The sequence below is a fragment of the Aquimarina longa SW024 genome, from assembly GCF_001401755.1.
GTDB lineage: Bacteria > Bacteroidota > Bacteroidia > Flavobacteriales > Flavobacteriaceae > Aquimarina > Aquimarina longa.
The window spans coordinates 108,404-127,475 of the sequence record NZ_AVQK01000014.1; the positions used below are offsets into that span (position 1 = coordinate 108,404).

Annotated in this window: 19 protein-coding genes; 8 read left to right on the forward strand and 11 right to left on the reverse strand. The window is 31.1% G+C overall.

Annotated features, from left to right (window positions below; genetic code table 11):
- The first annotated feature begins 341 nt into the window (after positions 1-341).
- Positions 342-1,514 (forward strand): RHS repeat-associated core domain-containing protein, encoded by a 1,173-nt coding sequence (locus N456_RS01605; RefSeq protein ID WP_062053204.1) that lies wholly within the window; start codon positions 342-344, stop codon positions 1,512-1,514.
- A 3-nt stretch (positions 1,515-1,517) separates the two neighbouring features.
- Positions 1,518-2,090 carry a hypothetical protein gene (locus tag N456_RS01610; protein WP_062053206.1) on the forward strand — a complete coding sequence of 191 codons (573 nt, stop codon included), beginning with the start codon at positions 1,518-1,520 and terminating at the stop codon, positions 2,088-2,090.
- Between the two features lie 287 nt (positions 2,091-2,377).
- Here the strand turns inward: N456_RS01610 and N456_RS24180 are convergent, their stop codons facing one another.
- The 4 genes from N456_RS24180 to N456_RS01625 form a co-directional block, all read right to left on the reverse strand.
- Positions 2,378-2,530 carry a hypothetical protein gene (locus N456_RS24180; protein ID WP_158447803.1) on the reverse strand — a complete coding sequence of 51 codons (153 nt, stop codon included), beginning with the start codon at positions 2,528-2,530 and terminating at the stop codon, positions 2,378-2,380.
- Between the two features lie 57 nt (positions 2,531-2,587).
- Complete coding sequence (locus tag N456_RS01615; RefSeq protein ID WP_148639142.1) at positions 2,588-3,022, reverse strand: hypothetical protein; 435 nt, start codon at positions 3,020-3,022, stop codon at positions 2,588-2,590.
- A gap of 121 nt (positions 3,023-3,143) precedes the next feature.
- The gene (locus N456_RS01620) at positions 3,144-3,911 is read right to left on the reverse strand and encodes a hypothetical protein (RefSeq protein ID WP_062053210.1); all 768 of its coding nucleotides are present in this window, start codon (positions 3,909-3,911) and stop codon (positions 3,144-3,146) included.
- Positions 3,912-4,025: 114 nt separating this feature from the next.
- Positions 4,026-4,739, reverse strand: coding sequence for a methyltransferase domain-containing protein (locus N456_RS01625; RefSeq protein ID WP_062053212.1), 714 nt, complete (start codon positions 4,737-4,739; stop codon positions 4,026-4,028).
- 106 nt (positions 4,740-4,845) lie between these two features.
- Here N456_RS01625 and N456_RS01630 point away from each other — a divergent pair, with 106 nt between their 5' ends.
- Positions 4,846-5,340, forward strand: a complete 495-nt coding sequence (locus N456_RS01630; RefSeq protein WP_062053215.1) for a YkgJ family cysteine cluster protein — start codon at positions 4,846-4,848, stop codon at positions 5,338-5,340.
- Between the two features lie 84 nt (positions 5,341-5,424).
- On the opposite strand, the gene N456_RS01635 is transcribed toward N456_RS01630, so the two are convergent.
- The 7 genes from N456_RS01635 to N456_RS01665 form a co-directional block, all read right to left on the reverse strand.
- Complete coding sequence (locus N456_RS01635; RefSeq protein ID WP_062053217.1) at positions 5,425-6,108, reverse strand: Lipl32 family lipoprotein; 684 nt, start codon at positions 6,106-6,108, stop codon at positions 5,425-5,427.
- Positions 6,109-6,406: 298 nt separating this feature from the next.
- On the reverse strand, positions 6,407-7,090 hold the full coding sequence (locus N456_RS01640) for a Lipl32 family lipoprotein (RefSeq protein ID WP_062053219.1): 684 nt from the start codon (positions 7,088-7,090) through the stop codon (positions 6,407-6,409).
- 46 nt (positions 7,091-7,136) lie between these two features.
- The gene (locus tag N456_RS01645; RefSeq protein WP_062053221.1) at positions 7,137-7,760 is read right to left on the reverse strand and encodes a PI-PLC domain-containing protein; all 624 of its coding nucleotides are present in this window, start codon (positions 7,758-7,760) and stop codon (positions 7,137-7,139) included.
- Between the two features lie 284 nt (positions 7,761-8,044).
- Complete coding sequence (locus N456_RS01650; RefSeq protein WP_062053223.1) at positions 8,045-8,467, reverse strand: hypothetical protein; 423 nt, start codon at positions 8,465-8,467, stop codon at positions 8,045-8,047.
- Positions 8,468-8,945: 478 nt separating this feature from the next.
- Positions 8,946-9,590 carry a response regulator transcription factor gene (locus N456_RS01655; RefSeq protein WP_062053225.1) on the reverse strand — a complete coding sequence of 215 codons (645 nt, stop codon included), beginning with the start codon at positions 9,588-9,590 and terminating at the stop codon, positions 8,946-8,948.
- Positions 9,590-11,683 (reverse strand): tetratricopeptide repeat-containing sensor histidine kinase, encoded by a 2,094-nt coding sequence (locus N456_RS01660; protein ID WP_062053227.1) that lies wholly within the window; start codon positions 11,681-11,683, stop codon positions 9,590-9,592. The genes N456_RS01655 and N456_RS01660 overlap by 1 nt, the downstream gene beginning before the upstream one ends.
- A gap of 343 nt (positions 11,684-12,026) precedes the next feature.
- Positions 12,027-13,295 carry an exo-beta-N-acetylmuramidase NamZ family protein gene (locus tag N456_RS01665; protein WP_062053229.1) on the reverse strand — a complete coding sequence of 423 codons (1,269 nt, stop codon included), beginning with the start codon at positions 13,293-13,295 and terminating at the stop codon, positions 12,027-12,029.
- An 8-nt stretch (positions 13,296-13,303) separates the two neighbouring features.
- Between N456_RS01665 and N456_RS01670 the strand changes: the two genes are divergently transcribed.
- The 5 genes from N456_RS01670 to N456_RS01690 all read left to right on the forward strand — a co-directional run bounded on the left by N456_RS01670 (position 13,304) and on the right by N456_RS01690 (position 19,067).
- Positions 13,304-14,545, forward strand: a complete 1,242-nt coding sequence (locus tag N456_RS01670; RefSeq protein WP_062053231.1) for an ABC transporter permease — start codon at positions 13,304-13,306, stop codon at positions 14,543-14,545.
- Between the two features lie 78 nt (positions 14,546-14,623).
- Positions 14,624-15,985, forward strand: coding sequence for a pyridoxal-phosphate dependent enzyme (locus tag N456_RS01675; RefSeq protein WP_062053233.1), 1,362 nt, complete (start codon positions 14,624-14,626; stop codon positions 15,983-15,985).
- Positions 15,986-16,094: 109 nt separating this feature from the next.
- On the forward strand, positions 16,095-17,105 hold the full coding sequence (locus tag N456_RS01680; protein ID WP_062053235.1) for a helix-turn-helix domain-containing protein: 1,011 nt from the start codon (positions 16,095-16,097) through the stop codon (positions 17,103-17,105).
- 430 nt (positions 17,106-17,535) lie between these two features.
- A complete protein-coding gene (locus N456_RS01685; RefSeq protein ID WP_062053237.1) occupies positions 17,536-18,813 on the forward strand; it encodes a DUF2851 family protein in 1,278 nt (425 codons plus the stop codon).
- 32 nt (positions 18,814-18,845) lie between these two features.
- On the forward strand, positions 18,846-19,067 hold the full coding sequence (locus N456_RS01690; protein WP_062053239.1) for a PspC family transcriptional regulator: 222 nt from the start codon (positions 18,846-18,848) through the stop codon (positions 19,065-19,067).
- Positions 19,068-19,072: the final 5 nt, after the last annotated feature.

Sequence of the window (19,072 nt, forward strand, 5' to 3'; positions counted from 1 at the left end):
GAGTACGCCCCGCTCTTCGAGGAGTGATTAGGCTCTACGAATGTCTCTGACTTCGTAGCGGTGAGAGTGATAAATAAATGCTAAGAACCAGTTACAGAAATGTAACTGGTTTTTTAATTTTTGCAATACAAAAATGTTTAAGATATGGATGTCGGTTACAAAAAAGGAAAGAAACCTAATACAACATAATCAGTAGAACTATTTCTTATATTTACGACGCCACTGGCGCAAAACTAAAAAAGATTGCAACAGAGGGAAGTTCATTAACAGAGACAGTATATGCAGGCAATTATGTCTATAAAAATGGTAACCTTGAGTTTTTTAACCATCCTGAAGGCTATGTGGAGAAAGAAGCAGATGGGTATAAATATGTGTATCAGTTCAAAGACCATTTAGGTAACATCAGATTATCATACAAAGATGCTAATGATGATAAGTTGATTACACAAGATGAGATTATTGAGGAGAAGAATTACTATCCCTTTGGTCTACAACATGAAGGGTACAATTTTGCTGTGAATGGTAGGGAACATAATTATGGATTTAACGGTGTTGAGCATGAAGAAAGTTTAGACCTGAACCTTTATGAAATGGATGTTCGTCAGTATGATCCTACAATTGCTCGTTGGACAGGAATTGATCCTGTTACTCACCATTCAATGTCTACATATAATGCTTTTGATAACAATCCTGTATTTTGGTCCGATCCCAGTGGTGCGAATTCTGATGAAGATATAAGAAATGCTAAAGCAAATAAACCTGATTGGGATCACACAATTAGCTCTAATGCAGATGGAGGTAACAATGGAAATAATGGTTGTCCTAGTGGCTGTGATGGTGTTGCAAACCCCAATAACCCTATTGAATTAGATACAGTAGTAGTTAATTCAACTAATCGTAGTGAAATGCCTGCTTCTTTACATGCTATGGATGGTCAAGGAGGTTATACAACTTCTTTTGAAGGAGATATTGATTCTTATAATGCACAATATGGAACAAGTTATGATGAAGGTGATCTTGGATCGTGGTATTATGATAATTACTATAGTATTGAGTTAAGTCAATTTAGAGGTAGTATACAAGCAGCACAAGCTGAAGCTGCTGAATATGTAAGTTATATTTTACCAATGGCACCAGCAGCAACATTATCTTTAAAGGGGTTTGGTTTATGGGCAAAGGCAAGTAAAGGTTATGCAGGTTTTCGAGTTGGACAAAAATATATTGGTTTTGGGTATAAAAAATTTACTAGAGGAGGAATTAGTTTAAGATGGTATGATGATTTTGGAAGACAATTTGGTATTGATTACCATAAAATAAGTAATGTTGGATTTCGACTACATGGTCATTACGTTCAGAAAGGAGTTTCAAACATATCAAAACATATTAACATATCTAAGTTTTACAGAGAGGCTGGTTTTAAAGGACTTGATCAATTTCTCAGATACCCCGTACTTAGAAAAGGAGGGTCAAGTATACAAACTAGCATCCGAAGAGGATTAAATCAAACATTTTAATTTATGAAAAAGTTTAAATTCAAACCTTATAATTGGGATAAAGTATCAAATCCTAAAAAAGGTATATATAGTTTTTATTCTGAGGATCAAGAAAAAGATATTAATTTTTCAGAAATGGATTATAATCGTATTCGAGCTTTTTTAATTGAAGCTATTTACTCGAAAAGTACTACTTTTTTATATTGTCAATTTAGTTTTAATTCTAAAGATAAACCATATGGCTTTTTTGGAAATGAGTATTATATAGGTAATGATCTATTTGTAAAAGATTCTCCAAAGAATATAATTAACTTCTTTTTATCTTTTGACAAAGTAATAGGTAACTCTATATTTATCAAATTTGAAAAAGAAATTAGTTTAAATGAATTTTTATTATTAGAAAAAAAATGTTTTTCATTAAGCAACAGACTCAAGAGAATTTTTAATTTATCTGTAAAATGGATTGAATTTTGGAAAACTTACTCAAATGATTATTTAGTATTCTACTTAATGTCGGGTGGTTTCGACTATTATTCAGATAAGTTAGATACTATTGTAGAAATCTGCCCTTTGCCCCCCGATAGTCCGAGCGTATGATCGCTAGTGCGATGGCTCTGGCTCGTGCCGTTATAGATTGGCGGTTATGAGTAAGGGGTAATAGTAAATACTAAAGATAAGAAGCAGTTACAGGCGTTGAGCTTGTAGCTGTTTTTTTTATTATAGGAAGATTTATTCTTTGTATAGTTTAGCTACCTCAGCTCCGCAAAGAGTGATTAAATAAAAGTGGGACGCTGTTCGAATGTCTCCTGACTTCATAGCGGTACGAGTAAGAAAATAAAGATTAAAAACCAGTTACAGCAATGTAGCTGGTTTTTTTATTATGGTTAATCTTCTCTGTAATCCCAATGCTTTGGACTTTGTGTCATAGCAAATACAGCAGAGATTATGATAGTTTTATTCTCTTCATCTACAACAAAATGTATCATATATAGGAATACATCTACGATGGGAGTTTTAACATCACGGTATCTCGTCACGATGTTCTCAAGGTTTTTACAGATATGTGCTACTATTATACGATTTTCTTTAGTAAACTATAATTTAATAGGATCGATAAGAGAGATAAAGTTGAACAAAAAAGAAGTACTATCGTTCTCATTGATACGATTATCTGTAAGGTATTTTCCTTCAATTGAAATCCAAAATTGTTCATTCAGATTTTTTAGGTGTAAATGTGTGTCATAAGCATTCTCTATATAGTTTTTTAAATTCTTATCACAAGCAATAAGATATGTAGCACTAGATCTTTTTTCAGAATTATGCTGAACGCTTTTAAAGATAAATTCACCTTTAGAATTGATATGTACCACTCCATCCATACTTAGTATAGAATCCTGATGTATTTGATTACATAGAGCTTTATTATTAGAGTTCCTGTTTTTGGATTCTTGAGTACACGCAATGAAAAAACAAGATATCAGGAAGAGGAAGAGGTAATAAGATCTGTTTATTAGACACGTTTTACTCACTAAGTGAGATTTTAATACTAAAGGAGACTTGTCTCTAAACAAAATATTTTTTCGGAAGCATACCTCGTGAGTTTGCTTCGAGATTGTTGATTTATGGGTAATCAAATAACTTTTAAAAGATTTATTTACCTCCATTAGCTTGTAGATCAGCAATACATTGAGCATCGAGTTTAGGAACTTCTTTTTCTGTACCTATCATGCCATTACCAAATACTGTAGAGGATTTCATCAAACAATTAGAGACATTACAATGCCCCTTAGAATCCGGATCTACATGGTCAGACTGCCGAGGAGAACCGATATCTACTAAGCCTAATAGGTGAGAAAACTCATGATTTAAGGTAGCAGTTTCGATAATAGCAAGTGATGGAGCATTAGGAAAGGAACTTAACTCCCGTAATGTGCTTTCATAAATTACGATAGAAGTATTTAGATATGCAGATCCTAACGTTATTTTTTCAGCAGTATCATCTTCTTTACTCCCATTAGCAAAATAGATATATACTGTGATATCATCTTCTTTATTAAATAATGTTCGGGTTGTATTTTCTATATCTAGAATTTCTTCGGTAGTAAAAGGAGCTTTGTTAGAAGAAGGGATTATACGTTGTGTAATGACAATTCCATCAGGTTTAAATAGGCGTTCTTGCAGAAATTGCCTAAAATTTTCTATCGCTTTAGGTGTAGGTTCAAAACCTTGTACGGCTACAATCTCTATCGTTAGACTTGTAAACTTTGCATCGCTTAGTAAATCTTTAGCAGAACTTCCTAAAGGTTTTTTAGTACTGTTCTTAAGAATAGTATCGATAGATATATCATCATCTTCAGAACATCCTACTATAAAAAAAGAGGACAATACTAGGTAGGTTAAGAGTTTTAGTATTCGCACAAGACTTGTTTTTTTTTAAGTACTGTTTAATTTGGATACAAATTTACATAATCCTATTCTATTTCTAGAATAGGATTATTTTTGAACAAAGATTGTACCATGAATAACTAAACATTATGTTGCAATAGTAAGTTTTGCTAAATAATCGTTATGCGTTCCTTGGTATAGTAATTCGGTTATAAAACCATTGTTATTTGCTGCATTCTGCAATGTGTTATAATCGATATATAGCCAATCAAATGGTTCTGATTCTTGTGTTTTATATTTTAACGTATAAGTCATCTCTCCATAATACCCCGCAGATGCATCTACCCAAAAACCACCATCATCATCTTGGAAGAGATACGAAATATCTGAAGAGTCCATTAGGATTTGTCCTCCGGGAGCTAATAGTGTTTTAGCATGGATAAAAAACCTGTCAATAGTGCCTAGAGTACCAATAATACCACTTCCATTCATTAAGAATAAAAGGGTATTGTATGCTACTTGGTTATGATTAAAAAAATCTTGTGACATGGTTTGTTTTACTCCTCTTTTTTTAGCAATTTCGATTGCTCCTTTAGAAATATCTATTCCTACTACATCCAGAGCTCGTGTATTTTGTAAGAATAAACTATGGCTCCCCGCTCCACAACCGACATCGAGGACTTTTCCGAATGCAGTATCTAATGCTTTTTGTTCTAGTATTGGCATTTCTGAATATTCTCTAAATAGATAGGGTAAAGGGATATGATCATCATCAAAATCATCAGCTAATACCGTAATGTCTTCAGTATATTTTTGGTTATAAAAGTCTTTGATGGCTTCTCCAAAGATGTCTTTATTCATAAGATAGTTGTTAATCGTAAGAAAACTGTTAAAAAATAGTACATAAAAAAAGCTGGTAATAACAGATACATCATAATTCCTGAAAAGCTTTCTTTATTTTTGCATAATGCAAGAGTTTATAGATCAATTACCAAAACTGGCCAAAGATAAACATAACGAGAATAAAAAATTCTTTACGAAACTTAAAAAAAAGCCTCCTAAAAAACTAGATCAGATGATGCAGGAGTTGCATGATGATGAGTTTGGTACTACCGATTGTTTACAATGTGCAAACTGTTGTAAGACGACAGGTCCATTGTTTACTGATAGGGATGTGGATCGTATCGCTAAATTTCTAAAAATAAAACCAAGAAAATTCGAAGAACACTATTTACGAACTGATGAAGAGGGGGATCTGGTATTACAGCAAACTCCTTGTACTTTTCTAGGAGTAGATAATTATTGTGCTATCTATGAGGTAAGACCTAAAGCTTGTAGAGAATACCCGCATACGGATCGAAAAAAATTTCAGCAAATAACTAATCTAACACTAAAGAACGTAGCGATTTGTCCAGCTGCTTATCATATTGTAGAAAAAATGAAAGCTAAATTGCCAATATAAACTGTTTATAAAATGAGTATTCCTATACATCTTATAAGATGTATAGGAATACTTGTAATGTGTATCTAATTCTATACAATTAGATTATAACCCCTTTTTTAATTCTTCGATAGTTTTAGCCATCACTACTCCTGGTAATTTGATAGGAGCAGCAACTTGTGCTACAAAAGTACCTTTTACTTCTCCTTTTTTGTAAGTAGTAAAACCAATACGGTATAATCCAACAGTTAATGCTTTAGTAGGACTTCCCATTTCGCTTTTATATCGTAATAAAGAGTTGTATCCTCTTCCGCTAGGTTGCTTAGGCATTTCGCTACTATCATCATTACGAGCTAAAACAGTCCAGTTAGCACTTTTAGCACCTTCTACACTAATTTTATCTTTGCTAATGATATCAGAACGCTCTAAAGTAATGTAGGTATCAAAATAATCACTAGAGCTAGCATTTTCTTCATAAGCTTTAGAAAGTGTTGCTCCTTTGATTTTATTTTTTCCTACAGGAGATAGCATTCGTACTCCTAGTTCTGGTGCTACAGCAGGAACCCATACATAAATGTAATAAAATTTCTTACCATCTTTTACTTCATCCTCGTTACCAGGAGCAGCATAGCCTAAATAAGATACGATATCTGTATATGGAACTTTTATTGTTTTTGGACCTATTTTCTTTTCTGTTAAGCCACCAAATTTCTTTAGCTTTTGTGCTTGAGAATCGATAGAGGTTCCTAAAGCGAATATGCTTAGTAAAATTAAAATTTTTGTTTTCATAATAATAAAATAATAATTGATTTGATTTTAGTTGTTAATGATTTCATTTAGATACACATAGAATTAACATAATTTTATACAAATATGAACTTTTTTAAGGATACTTATACAAGTATAAAGTAGTTTTGTTTAAAAAATATTAAAAAAATTACCCCTATATCTTTGATTAAGAAGCATAGGGATACTAAAAAGAGGTTAGTATTCTAATTTTATATTACTCGATAATCGAGATTTAAATGCTCTCGGCTTCCCTCGAAATCAAGGTTATTTCTCAACCGACTTGCCCCGAGGTAGTTTACTATAAACCTTTCTTTAACTCTTCGATAGTTTTAGCCATCACTACTCCTGGTAATTTAATAGGAGCAGCAACTTGTGCTAGAAAAGTACCTTTTACTTCTCCTTTTTTGTAAGTAGTAAAACCAATACGGTATAACCCAATAGTTAATGCTTTAGTAGGGTTTGCTACATCGCTCTTATATCGTAATAAAGAGTTATAGCTACTTCCACTAGGTTGTTTAGGCATTTCACTACTATCATCATTATGTTTTAGTGTTACCCAATTAGCATTATTTACAGCACTTTTACTAATATTGTCTTTACTAATAATATCAGAGCGTTCTAAGGTAATATAGGTGTCAAAATATTCGGATGATTTAGCATTCTTGGTATATGCCGTCGATTTAGTAGCTTTTTTAATTTTATTTTTTCCTACAGGAGATAGCATTCGTACGCCTAGTTCTGGTGCTACAGCAGGAACCCATACATAGATGTAATAAAATTTCTTACCATCTTTTACTTCATCTTCATTACCAGAGGCAGCATACCCCATATAGGATACAATATCTGTATATGGAACTTTTATTGTTTTTGGACCTATTTTCTTTTCTGTTAAGCTACCAAATTTCTTTAGTTTTTGTGCCTGAGCGTTAAAAGAACTTCCAAAAGCTACTAGTACAATTGCAATTAAAATTTTTGTTTTCATTTTTATGTATTAATCGTTCTTTTTTTTAGGTGTTATATCATACCATTTATTCTAATGTAAATACTACTTTTACTAGATGTTTTTGTATTTCGTTTGGTCTATATGAGGCGATATGCTGGGTTTTTGTATCTGTATTTTCAATTGTTATGATCTTACCAAGCTTCTTACTAAGATGACTAGCGATCTTCTTTCCTTTTATTTTAGCATCTTGGATTGCAGCATTTGTTAAATTAGCCCACTCCTCATTAGTCAATTTTTTAGGAGAAGCCTCAGTTTGTATAACTGTTAGACCAGTAGACTTTTGTTTGATAACTTTTAAGATCTCTTCTTCAGAACTAGATGTGTAATTGTAATAGGCTACATCGCCTACTTCTGAATATGATGATGTATATACTTTATAAAGATTATTCTTGTTGAATTTGCCAAAATCAACTCCTATACCCTTTAATTTATCACTATATAGTTGTGTCACTTCTGATAAGCTTTTTGGTTCTGTTTGTTGATATCCGTTTGATACAATCTCTTTTAGTGCTATCGTAATTCTATAGTTGTTGATAACTATTTTTTTATCTGTTTCTCCTATTATAGACAGTGTACTATTGTTATTTTCTTGAGCGATAGCGGATGTAACTCTTAGAAGTATGAATGCTATAAAAATAATTTTTTTCATTTTCTTAAATATTTAATATGATTTGTTCTGCTCTTATTTGTGATACAAGATTTTTATAAATACAATGCCAGTTATTAAAATAATAAGCTCTATAAAATGATATCAAGGAGTTTTTTTTCTTTATTAAGGAGTTAATTCCCCGAGACTTACATAGAAATGAGTACGTTTTTTCTTCTTTTATGGTTTTGTCTCGAGGATATTATGATGTATAGTTCTATTATTATAGAGTTTCATCTCTTGTGGAGAAAGTTTATTTCTCCAGAGATTATTAATCTAATCATATCTTATACAAAGAATAAGAAAGATGCTACGATCATCCAGCATCCTACAATGATTCCTAAGACTCCTAATTTACCTTGTTTTGGAGCTAATTTTTCTCTTAATTGGTTTGCTTTTTCTTTGGCAGCTTCATTTTTGGACAAGAAAAACTTATTGATCAAACCAAAACCAAGCATAAAACCAAGTATAGCTTCTATAACGTTTCCTGCCAATAGTGTTACCCACCAAATAGGATATGATGTAAGCCAACCGAGGTTTAAGATAGCAGTTATCACTCCCCAAACTCCCCAGAAACAGAATACAAGTCCTATCCAACCTTGATACGGTTCAATTTTCTCCAAAAGTTCTTTGGCGTTAGGTTTTTTAGATAATAGTAATGATGGTACTGCGATAATACTTAATAAAATTAATGTGATTCCCCAAGTCATAATTTTTAGTTTTTAAAGGGTTAGTATTAGGTTGTTTAGTACATTCTTTTGGTTTACTTATAATACTTATACTGATATAAGATTCTATATTGTTATGTAAAGAATTACACTGCAAAGATGGGGAGGATGATAGTGTAGAAATACACCCTTTATAGTGAAAAAATATACCCTGAAAACAGGGGGGAGGAATAATATGGGAATAAAATATCGATTTGTACAGTACTATCTCTAATTTAGTAACATTACGATGTAGTATACCCAATCATGATTAGAAAATTACTAAGAAAGAAAAAAGACTATTTTATTATGATTACTTCAATGTATGGTACGCTATGTCTAGATATGTTGTTTAGTAGCGACATAATGCTCTTAGATTGTGTACAGATAGGCAATGACCTTAGACTTGCCTCGAGGTAGTTTACTCACTAAGTGAGATGTGTTAATGCCCCGAGGTAGTTAGTTTACAAAAAAGATATTGTTAATACTTTATGTATTTCATTTTTAAGGCATGTTTTGTTAATCCGGCAAGGTTTCTGACATTAAGTTTGGCGATAAGGTTTTTTCTATAACTCTCTATAGTGTGCTTGCTTAAAAATAGTTGATCTGCGATCTCCTGGGTGGTAAACTCTTGTGCAATTAGTGTGATGACATCGATTTCTCGTTGTGTTAATTTTACTTCTTCTTGTTGTTTCTTAGAGAACTTATTCTCTAGATAAATATCTTTTATTTCTTTAGAGAAATATTTTTCTCCTTTTAGGATTGTTGTTATCGCTTTTAGGAGTTCTTCTTTTTCGGCATTTTTTGGTACATACCCATCAGCACCATGTTCTATAAGGTTGTCAATCTTATCGGCATCGTTATGCATACTAACGATGAGTGTTTTTATATTTTTATTTTGCTCTTTTATAATTTTATTAAGAGCAATACCATCTAGCTCGGGCATAGATATATCTGTTATAATAAGATCTATCTTTTCATCGGGGTTAATTTGGAGATATTTAGCGATGTGTTTTCCATCTTTAGCAGTAAGTAAAATGTTGTACTCTTTTTCTGATTGAAGAATGCTTAATAAGCCGTCTAAAAACATTTTATGATCATCAACTATGATTAAATTATAAGCCATTAGGTGTGTGGTGTTATTGTTGATATTTCTATATTAATAATGGTACCTCTACTGATTCTAGAATCGATATGAAGAGTTCCAGATATTTTGTTTAATCTACTGATTATATTTTTAAATCCAATCCCTTTAGTAGTATCTTCTGTTTTAAAACCTACACCATCATCTTCGAATAGGATGCTTAGAGTGTTTTCTACCAGATTTAATTGCAATTCTGCTGTAGAGGCTTTAGCATGTTTAATGGTATTGGTGATTAATTCTTGGATGATTTTAAAAGTTTGGAGCTGTAATGTCTCATTTAAATCATCAATCTTAGTTCTGGGATATGCTATAAAAGACATTTGTAAACTACTGGCTTCTGCAATATTATTAAAATATTCTTCGAGAACATCAGAGAAATTGTTTTCACTAAATTTTTTAGGGATTAAATTATGGGATAAATTGCGTACCTGCTCATAGGTGTCATCTAATTGCTTATTAATTGTTTTTATGGATGGTGTATCTTCATTTACAGTAGTACTATTTAATTGTAGTTTTATAGCAGCAAGATTTCCTCCTATACTATCGTGTAACTCTAGAGCGATACGTTTTCGTTCCTTATCCTGTCCTTCTATAGAAGCTTTGATAAGTTTTAATTCTTGCTCTTTTAATAAAGAAGACATTTTTTGCTCATTTACTTCGTCTTGCTTTTTATTTAATTGACTTTGTGTTTGTAGTTTTTGATAATAGGTTATTAATAGTCCAATTACAGGAACAAGGAGAATTAAAAAAGAATATAGAATGATGTTTTTTGTGCTTTTTTCTCTGATGAGTTTAGCTTCTTGGAGCTCCTGATCTTTTTTTAATAGTGTAATTTCAGCAACTCTTTTTTCTGATGTGTTCTGAAAGGATAAGATTTTATTTTCAGCTTCTTTTTTTTCTACTTCTTGTTGTAGTGTAAGATTTTTAATAGCTTCTTCTTGATTTTTTACCTCTAGTTTTCGATTAGAATTTTCTACTTGTAGAAATCTTATTTCTTTTTCTTTTTGTAGTGTTTTATACTTTATTTCTAGCTCATTGATTTCTTTTTCTTTTTGTAATTTGCTTATTGAATCCTTAATACTAAGAGATCTGGTCGTAAATCCAAAAGCATTTTTATAATCGTTCTGAGCGATAGAAATATCTTTTAATCTATCATAAATAGCTTTTTGCTCGTTTAAAAAACCAAGCGCTATAGCATCATGAAGCCCCGAAGAATACATTACCTGAGCATTTTTATATTTCTTTAAATGAACATAAATATCTCCGATGCTGAGATACCCCGTGAGTGCAAGACGTTTATATCCATTTTCTCTAGCAATTTTGATACTTTCATTAAGTAAAGAAAGTGCTTTCTTTATATTGCCCTGTTGTTGATAGTTTGTAGCCATATTTTGTTTAATCACAGTAATGGCTGTACTGTTTTTGATGTTTTTATTTAATATTAATGCTTTTTCTAAGTATTGATTAGAAGTTTTATAATCTTTTAGACCAGAATAGATACTTCCTATATTGATATAACTCCCATAAGTAATTTCTGGATCACCTCTATAGGTTAAACATTCTTTAAATAGGTTTAATGCATTCTGATAATCTCCCATATCACTATAGGTTAGTGCAAGACCATGAGTATGGGTGTAATATAATCCTATTTCACCAAATTTTTGCGACGCCTCAATACCTTTTAGATGCCATTTTTTACTTTCTTCTAGTAATCCTTTATTTCTGTAGTTCTTTGCAAAAAGATAGTACACCAAGGTATGTCCTTTAGTTTTTAAGGAATCAGATATGTTTTTATTATGTTGTAAAGATTGATTCGTATAATATAGAGAAGAATCAATAGCTGTTTTCTTATTAAAATAATATGCCAGAAGTATATTAGTATTAAATTTTGATGTATTTAATGTTACTGTTTTTAGAAGTTGATGTGCCATTTTGTAGGCTTTTTCTTCTTCATTAGTATTAAAAAGAAAGAAAGCTTTATTAATTAACTTTTTTTCTTTTTCGGTTTTATTTTTTTGAGGGGGTGGAGGTAATGTAGTTCCATCTATCTGTGCTTGTATCAAAAATGATAGCATGAAAAAATTGAATAGTATAAAATTTTGTAAAAACCGTAACATATGCAAATGTATTAATTCTTAGAACTATTAATATCCCTGAAAACAGGGAGTAATGAGTATGGTTTTACTCGATAATCGAGATTTTAATGCTTCGAGACAAGCCCCGAGGTAGTGTACTCACTAAGTGAGATTGTAATACTCTAAGGCTTGCCTAGATACTAAAACTATTTTTTATACGAATGGCTTGTGGCGTGCCCCGAGGTAGTGTACTCACTAAGTGAGATTGTAATACTCTAAGGCTTGCCCAGATACTAAAACTATTTTTTATACAAATGCCTTGTGGCGTGCCCGAGGTAATGTACTATGGATATATTAGATATTTTTTTCTGATAGCTTTAAATTTTTGAAGATCCTTATTCCACGTATTTCTAATCTCTTGGGCAGTTAATCCATCTATGATTTGTTGTTGTAGTTTTTCTGTACCTGCATGAATGGTAAATGATTTAGTTTTGAAGAATTTTTCTTTAGTAGTAGAATTATGATATGCTTCGATTAACCATTCTAAGTTTATAGAGTCTAGAGATGTAATTGATCTTAGATCTTTTCCATAGCATAGTTTTCCTTGTTGTTTAGGGGTTTTAGATCCAAAATTAGGCTGCGGAGTATACGTATAGTTGTATTTTTCTTTAGCTAGATTAGGGGCTCCAAAAATCTGAAATTGCATTTCGGTACCCCGACCTGCATTTATGGTAGTGCCTTCAAAAAAACCGAGACTAGGATATAGGTTAATAGCTTTATCATTAGGTAGGTTAGGAGATGGGCGTATAGGTAAGCTATAAGAAGTATGGTGAGTATAATTCTTAATAGGAATAACAGTAATATCGCAGCTTAAATTTTCTCCAAGCCAGCCTTCTCCATTAATCATTTTGGCATATTCTCCTATAGTCATACCATGTACTAGTGGTATTGGGTGTACGCCTACAAAACTAGAATGTTCTGATTCTAAAGTAGGACCATCGATATAATGTGCATTAGGATTAGGGCGATCGAGGATTAAGATAGGGATTTTATATGTTGCGCAAGCTTGCATAACATAATGTAATGTAGAGATGTAGGTGTAAAAACGTACACCAACATCTTGTATGTCAAAAACAACAATATCAATGTTAGATAAGGATTCTTTAGATGGTTTTCTGTTTTTACCATGTAGTGATACGATAGGAAGCCCCGTTTTAAGATCCTTTCCATTAGCGACAAGCTCCCCAGGATCTGCCTTACCTCTAAATCCATGTTCTGGAGAGAAAATTTTTTGGATATCAATGTTTCTGGATAATAAGGAGTCTACAAGATGTGTATAATTCTTGTTCGTAATACCATCTCTAAAAATAACAGAGGTTTGATTTCCTACAAGGGCTACTTTTTTATGTTTTAGAATAGGGATATAAGTATCCATAAGATTAGCACCTATACGAATAGGTTTTTGTGCTTTTACGGTATCCTGAGTACTATGCAGCTCAGAAAAAGAGCCTTGAATCTCTGAAGAAGTAGATTTTCTTCCATTTACACAAGAAATAAAAATCAGGAAAAGGAATAAAAATGTATTTTTGAATGCATTTCTAATAAAAACCATAGTTAAGCTTGAATTTAGAATATTTTATTGCTAAGCGCCTGATCAAAGGTAAGGAACATAAGAGTAGTATTTCTACTCCAATTATAAAAATTGCAATTTTTGCTATTGCTATTGGGATGATTATGATGTTAATTACAATTGCTACGGGTATAGGCTTACAACGCAAAATAAGAGAAAAAGTAGCGGCATTTAATGGTCATGTACTTATTTCGAGTTTTGATAATAACAGTAGTGTAGAGTCGTTGGTTCCTATTACTAAGGATCAGAATTTTTATCCAGATTTCCCCGAGATTGAAGAGGTCGTACATGTACAAGGAGTGGCAACAAAAATGGGATTGATACGTACCGCAACAGATTTTGATGGAGTAGTTGTAAAAGGGATAGGAGAAGATTATAATTGGAATTATTTTGAAGAGTATCTTGTCGAAGGAAGGCTACCCGATTTTAAAAAAGAACTAAATGAAGAAATTTTATTGTCCTCACATATCGCTAATCGATTAGGTCTTACTATTGGAGATAAAGCAATTACATATTTTTTGAAAAAGAAAGTAAAATCTAATTCAAAACCTTTTATCAGAGCTTTTAAAATTGTAGGAATTTATAGTTCTGGATTTCAGGAGTTTGATGAAACTTTTTTGTTTGCAGATATACGTCATATTCAGAAAATGAATAAATGGAAAGCTAATGAAATAGGTCATTTTGAGGTGTTTATTAATGATTTTAATAAAATTGATCAAGTAGGACAAAAGATATATGAAACGGTACCATCGACTCTAGATAGTCAGACTATTACCTTAAAATATGCAACGATTTTCGAATGGCTAAAGTTATTTGACCTTAATATTATAGGGATTATAGGGATTATTATTTTGGTTGCAGGAATTAATATGATTACAGCGTTATTGGTTCTGATCTTAGAAAAAACACCTATGATAGGGATCTTAAAAGCATTAGGTACTAACGATTGGAGTATAAGAAAAGTGTTTTTGTATAACGCAGGCTATTTAATTCTAATAGGTTTGTTTTGGGGAAATCTTATCGGTATTGGAGTACTACTCCTACAAAAATATTATAGTATCGTAAGTCTTAATCCTGAAACATATTATGTAAGTACTGCACCAGTATACATTGATTTTAGCTATATCATACTACTTAATGTCGGTACTATGATATTATGCTTGTTGATGTTATTGATCCCTTCGTATATCATCGCTAAGATATCACCAACTAAATCAATACGTTTTCAATAAAAAAATAACGCAAAAAACAAACTATTCCTATCTTTATTAAGTGAAATAGTCATAATTTTAGGCTTAAAAATAGCAACAGTGAAGTACGCAAATAATATATTAGAGACAATAGGAAATACACCTTTGGTAAAAATGAATGCTTTGGTAGAAGAAGTTGATGCTTTAGTATTAGCAAAGTATGAAACCTTTAATCCCGGGAACTCTGTAAAAGATCGTATGGCTTTAAAAATGATAGAAGATGCAGAAGCAGATGGTAGATTACAACCAGGAGGAACTATCATAGAAGGTACATCAGGCAATACAGGCATGGGACTGGCCTTGGTAGCTATTGTAAAAGGATATAAATTGATCTGTGTAATGGCAGATAAACAATCTAAGGAAAAAATGGATATCCTTAGAGCAGTAGGAGCAAAAGTATTAGTCTGCCCAACTAATGTAGAACCAGATGATCCAAGATCATACTATTCAGTTTCTAAAAAATTAGCAGAAGAAACACCAAACTCCTGGTATGTAAACCAATATGATAACCCATCTAATGCACAAGCTCATTATGAGAGTACAGGACCTGAAATATGGGAACAAACTGATGGAAAAATAACTCATTTTATTGTCGGAGTAGGAACAGGAGGAACGATATCCGGAGTAGGTAAATATTTGAAAGAGAAAAATCCAGATGTTAAAATATGGGGTATAGATACCTATGGGTCTGTTTTTAAAAAATATCATGAGACTGGAGTTTTTGATGAAAATGAAATATATTCCTATATCACAGAAGGGATAGGAGAAGATATCTTACCAAAAAATGTAGATTTTTCTATTATCGATGGATTTACTAAAGTAACAGATAAAGATGCAGCTTTGTATACTCAGAGATTAGCTAAAGAAGAAGGAATGTTTCTAGGAAATAGTGCAGGGGCTGCTATAAAAGGATTACTGCAGTTAAAAGAACATTTTACAAAAGATGATGTTGTTGTTATTTTATATCATGATCATGGAAGTAGATATGTAGGAAAAATGTTTAATGATGATTGGATGCGAGAAAGAGGTTTTCTAGAAGAAGAAGTATATACTGCAGCAGATTTGGTAAAAAGTCATATCGGAAAATCTTTGATTACTGTAAAAACAGAAGAGTTGGTATCACATGCTATTGAACGCATGCGTAAGTTTCAGATCTCACAAATACCTGTTGTTGATAGCGAAGGATTTGTCGGTTCTGTAGATGAAAGTGCCCTTTTTACGGCATTTCTTGATGATAAAAATATGGATAGTACGCCTATAAAAGATGTTATGAAAAAACCTTTTCCGGTTGTAAATGCTAAAACTTCACTCGATGAAATTTCAAAACTTATAAAAAATGGTAGCGCCGCTGTTTTAGTTGCTTTAGAAAATGGTAAGCATCATATTGTAACAAAATATGATGTTATTAGCCATATAAAATAAATTCTTATCTTTATAAAATAATTTATCTCCCCTTTCTATCCGCATTGTACGCTTATAAAAGGGGTGTTTTTATACTTTATTATTTGTAGCATATTTTCATTAGGATACAATGAAAGCAACAAGTGTAAAATGGAATGATATGCTTAAGTACTCTTTTGACTTTTCTGATATTACGAAGCTAAAGAATTATTTTAAAGATCAATTTAATTCTGGGAACTCTTGTGATCGGATCTATTTTCCATCAGAAATAGCAGAAGGATATGTGTTGTATTATAAAATATCTCCAGAAGTTTTTCTTTTAATAAATAATTATAAAGCAAATACAGATATAAAATATATCAGAACCCCTATTGATGAGAAAGATATTATACTACATTTTAGAAAATATGCTTTAAATCATAGATTAGAAGAAGATCAAATTACTAGTACCTATTCAGATAGATATACTCCAGGCAATATGCGATGCATGGATGCTAGACAAGGAGAGCAAATTTATATAACTAAAGGAGCAGAGGTTAAATCTGCTATGATTGTATTAAAAAGCTCATATACTAAACCGTATTTTATAAAAAATGCAGGAATGGCCGAAAAAGTAGATAGCTATATTAGATATTCTCATCAAGACATTAATAAATTTTACCTTTCCTATAAACAATCAAAACTCTTTGATCAAATTGTAGAACCAGATACAGATAGAGTAGAAAATTATTTATATTTTGTTGCTAGAGGAGTTCGATTACTAGAAACTTTTTGGAAAGATGTTTTAAAATGGGATACAGAAAGTAATCCATTTAATATTAATAGTACACAAGTTGATAATATCTATAGAGTAAGTGATTATCTTAAAGGTAATCTTAAAGAACCTTTTGTAGGTGTCGATCAATTAGCAACTATGGCGAATATGAGTAGAACAAATTTCTTTAATATGTTTAAAGAAATTCATAACCAATCTCCATTAGAATTTTTTAATAATAAAAGGCTTGAAACTTCATATAATATGATAATTGGAGAAGGATTGTCTATAAAAGAAGTTATGAATATTCTTAATTATTCTAATTCTTCAAAATTTAAAAAAGCGTTTTTTAATAAATTTAATATTTATCCTGATATCATTATATAGAGAATAAAGAAAAAGTAAAGCGATAAAATTTACCTTTTAGAGTCTCTAAAAAAATAAAGATGGTCACCAAAAATGGCAACCATCAATAACCTAACACAAACTCAACTTAGCTTAGGGTTTTACTTTATAATCTTAAATATTTTTGAGTGAATTAATTTTCCCTTTAATTCGATACAACAAATAAAAGAAATGAAATTGTTGTTAAGTTTTCCATTAATACATAATATCTTACCATTAGTACATTTTTAAGTGTATTTAACTTATTTTTAAGAATTTTATTAAGAAATCATACTATACCAAGAGGGTTAGTTTGTTATTTAAATGTTAATTTTTGTTTAAGAAAAGAGTTTGTAATTGTTTTTAAAAAAACACGGGGTAAAAAAACAAGTAGGATAGAAAATCAAATAAAATTTTAGTACTTTGATCAGCTATGACAGAAGATTTTATTCAATACTTATGGAAACATAAAAAACTAATACCAAATATTCTTAAAACTACTAGAGATGAAAATCTAATCATCCAACAAGTAGGAAATCATAATACAGATAATTCAGGACCAGATTTTTTTAATGCAAGACTTATTATAGAAAACCAGAAATGGGCAGGAAATGTAGAAGTCCATATCAAGTCAAGTGATTGGTATGTTCATAATCACGAGAATGATCCTGCATATGATAATGTAATTCTTCATGTAGTTTGGGAAGATGATATGGATATTTTTAGAAAAGACAATTCGGTAATACCAACACTACAGTTAAAAGATTATATCCCTCAGGGAATATTGATTCGGTATCAAAATCTTTTTGAGAAAAGAACTAGAGACTGGATCAGTTGTGAAAAACAATTACCCGAAGTCTCAAGCTTTATAATTTCTAATTGGCAAGAAAGATTATATTTAGAAAGATTAGAGCAAAAATCAAATATGATACTAGAACTTCTAAAGGATTCTTCGAATAATTGGGAGGCAGTATTATTTAAACTTCTGGCAAAGAACTTTGGTTTAAAAATAAATGGAGATGCTTTTTTAAGCTTAGCAAATTCAATAGACTTTTCAATAATAAGAAAATGTACAAACCAACTAAATCAATTAGAAGCATTGTTTTTTGGACAGGCAGGATTTTTAGAAAAAGATATAGAAAATGAGTATACAAAGACGCTAAAGAAAGAATATCAATTCTTACAACATAAATTTCAATTAAATACTCGGGGAGTGTTAAGTTTCCAATTTTTTAGATTAAGACCTCCCAATTTTCCTACGATACGCTTAGCACAATTTGCAATGTTATATTTTAGAAATCATCAACTTTTTAATGAAGTCATTAGCATCAATACAGTAGAAGGTTTTTATAGTTTTTTTATGGTCGAAGCAAGTGATTTTTGGAAGAACCACTATACTTTTGAAAAAGAATCAAAAACTAGTAAAAAGAGAATAACAAAACCATTTATTGATTTATTACTTATTAATACGATTATCCCTATAAAATTTATGTATGCCAGAAGCCTAGGGAAAAATATAGAAGAAGAAATTTTTGATTTAATTTGTCAATTAGTTTATGAAAAAAATAGTATTGTCGATAATTTTAAAAAATTAAAAGTCCCAGTAAAGAATGCACTACATTCTCAGGCTGTGATTCAGCTAAAGAATACATATTGTGATCAAAAAGCATGTTTAAAATGCGCAATAGGAAATTATTTATTGCAAGGATAATGGAATCTAGGATAATATAATTATTTTGCAGAATGCTTTATAACCTAAGACATTTTTTAGAACGCAATGGATTTTATGTTTCTTCCAGATTAGCCGATAGGTTAGGGATGCGAGCTAAAAATGTGCGTTTATTTTTTATTTATCTAACTTTTGCTACCGTAGGTTTAGGTTTTGTGATCTACCTTAATATGGCATTTTGGCTGAAGTTAAAAGATTTGATTTATACTAAACGGACTTCTGTATTTGATTTATGATAAGG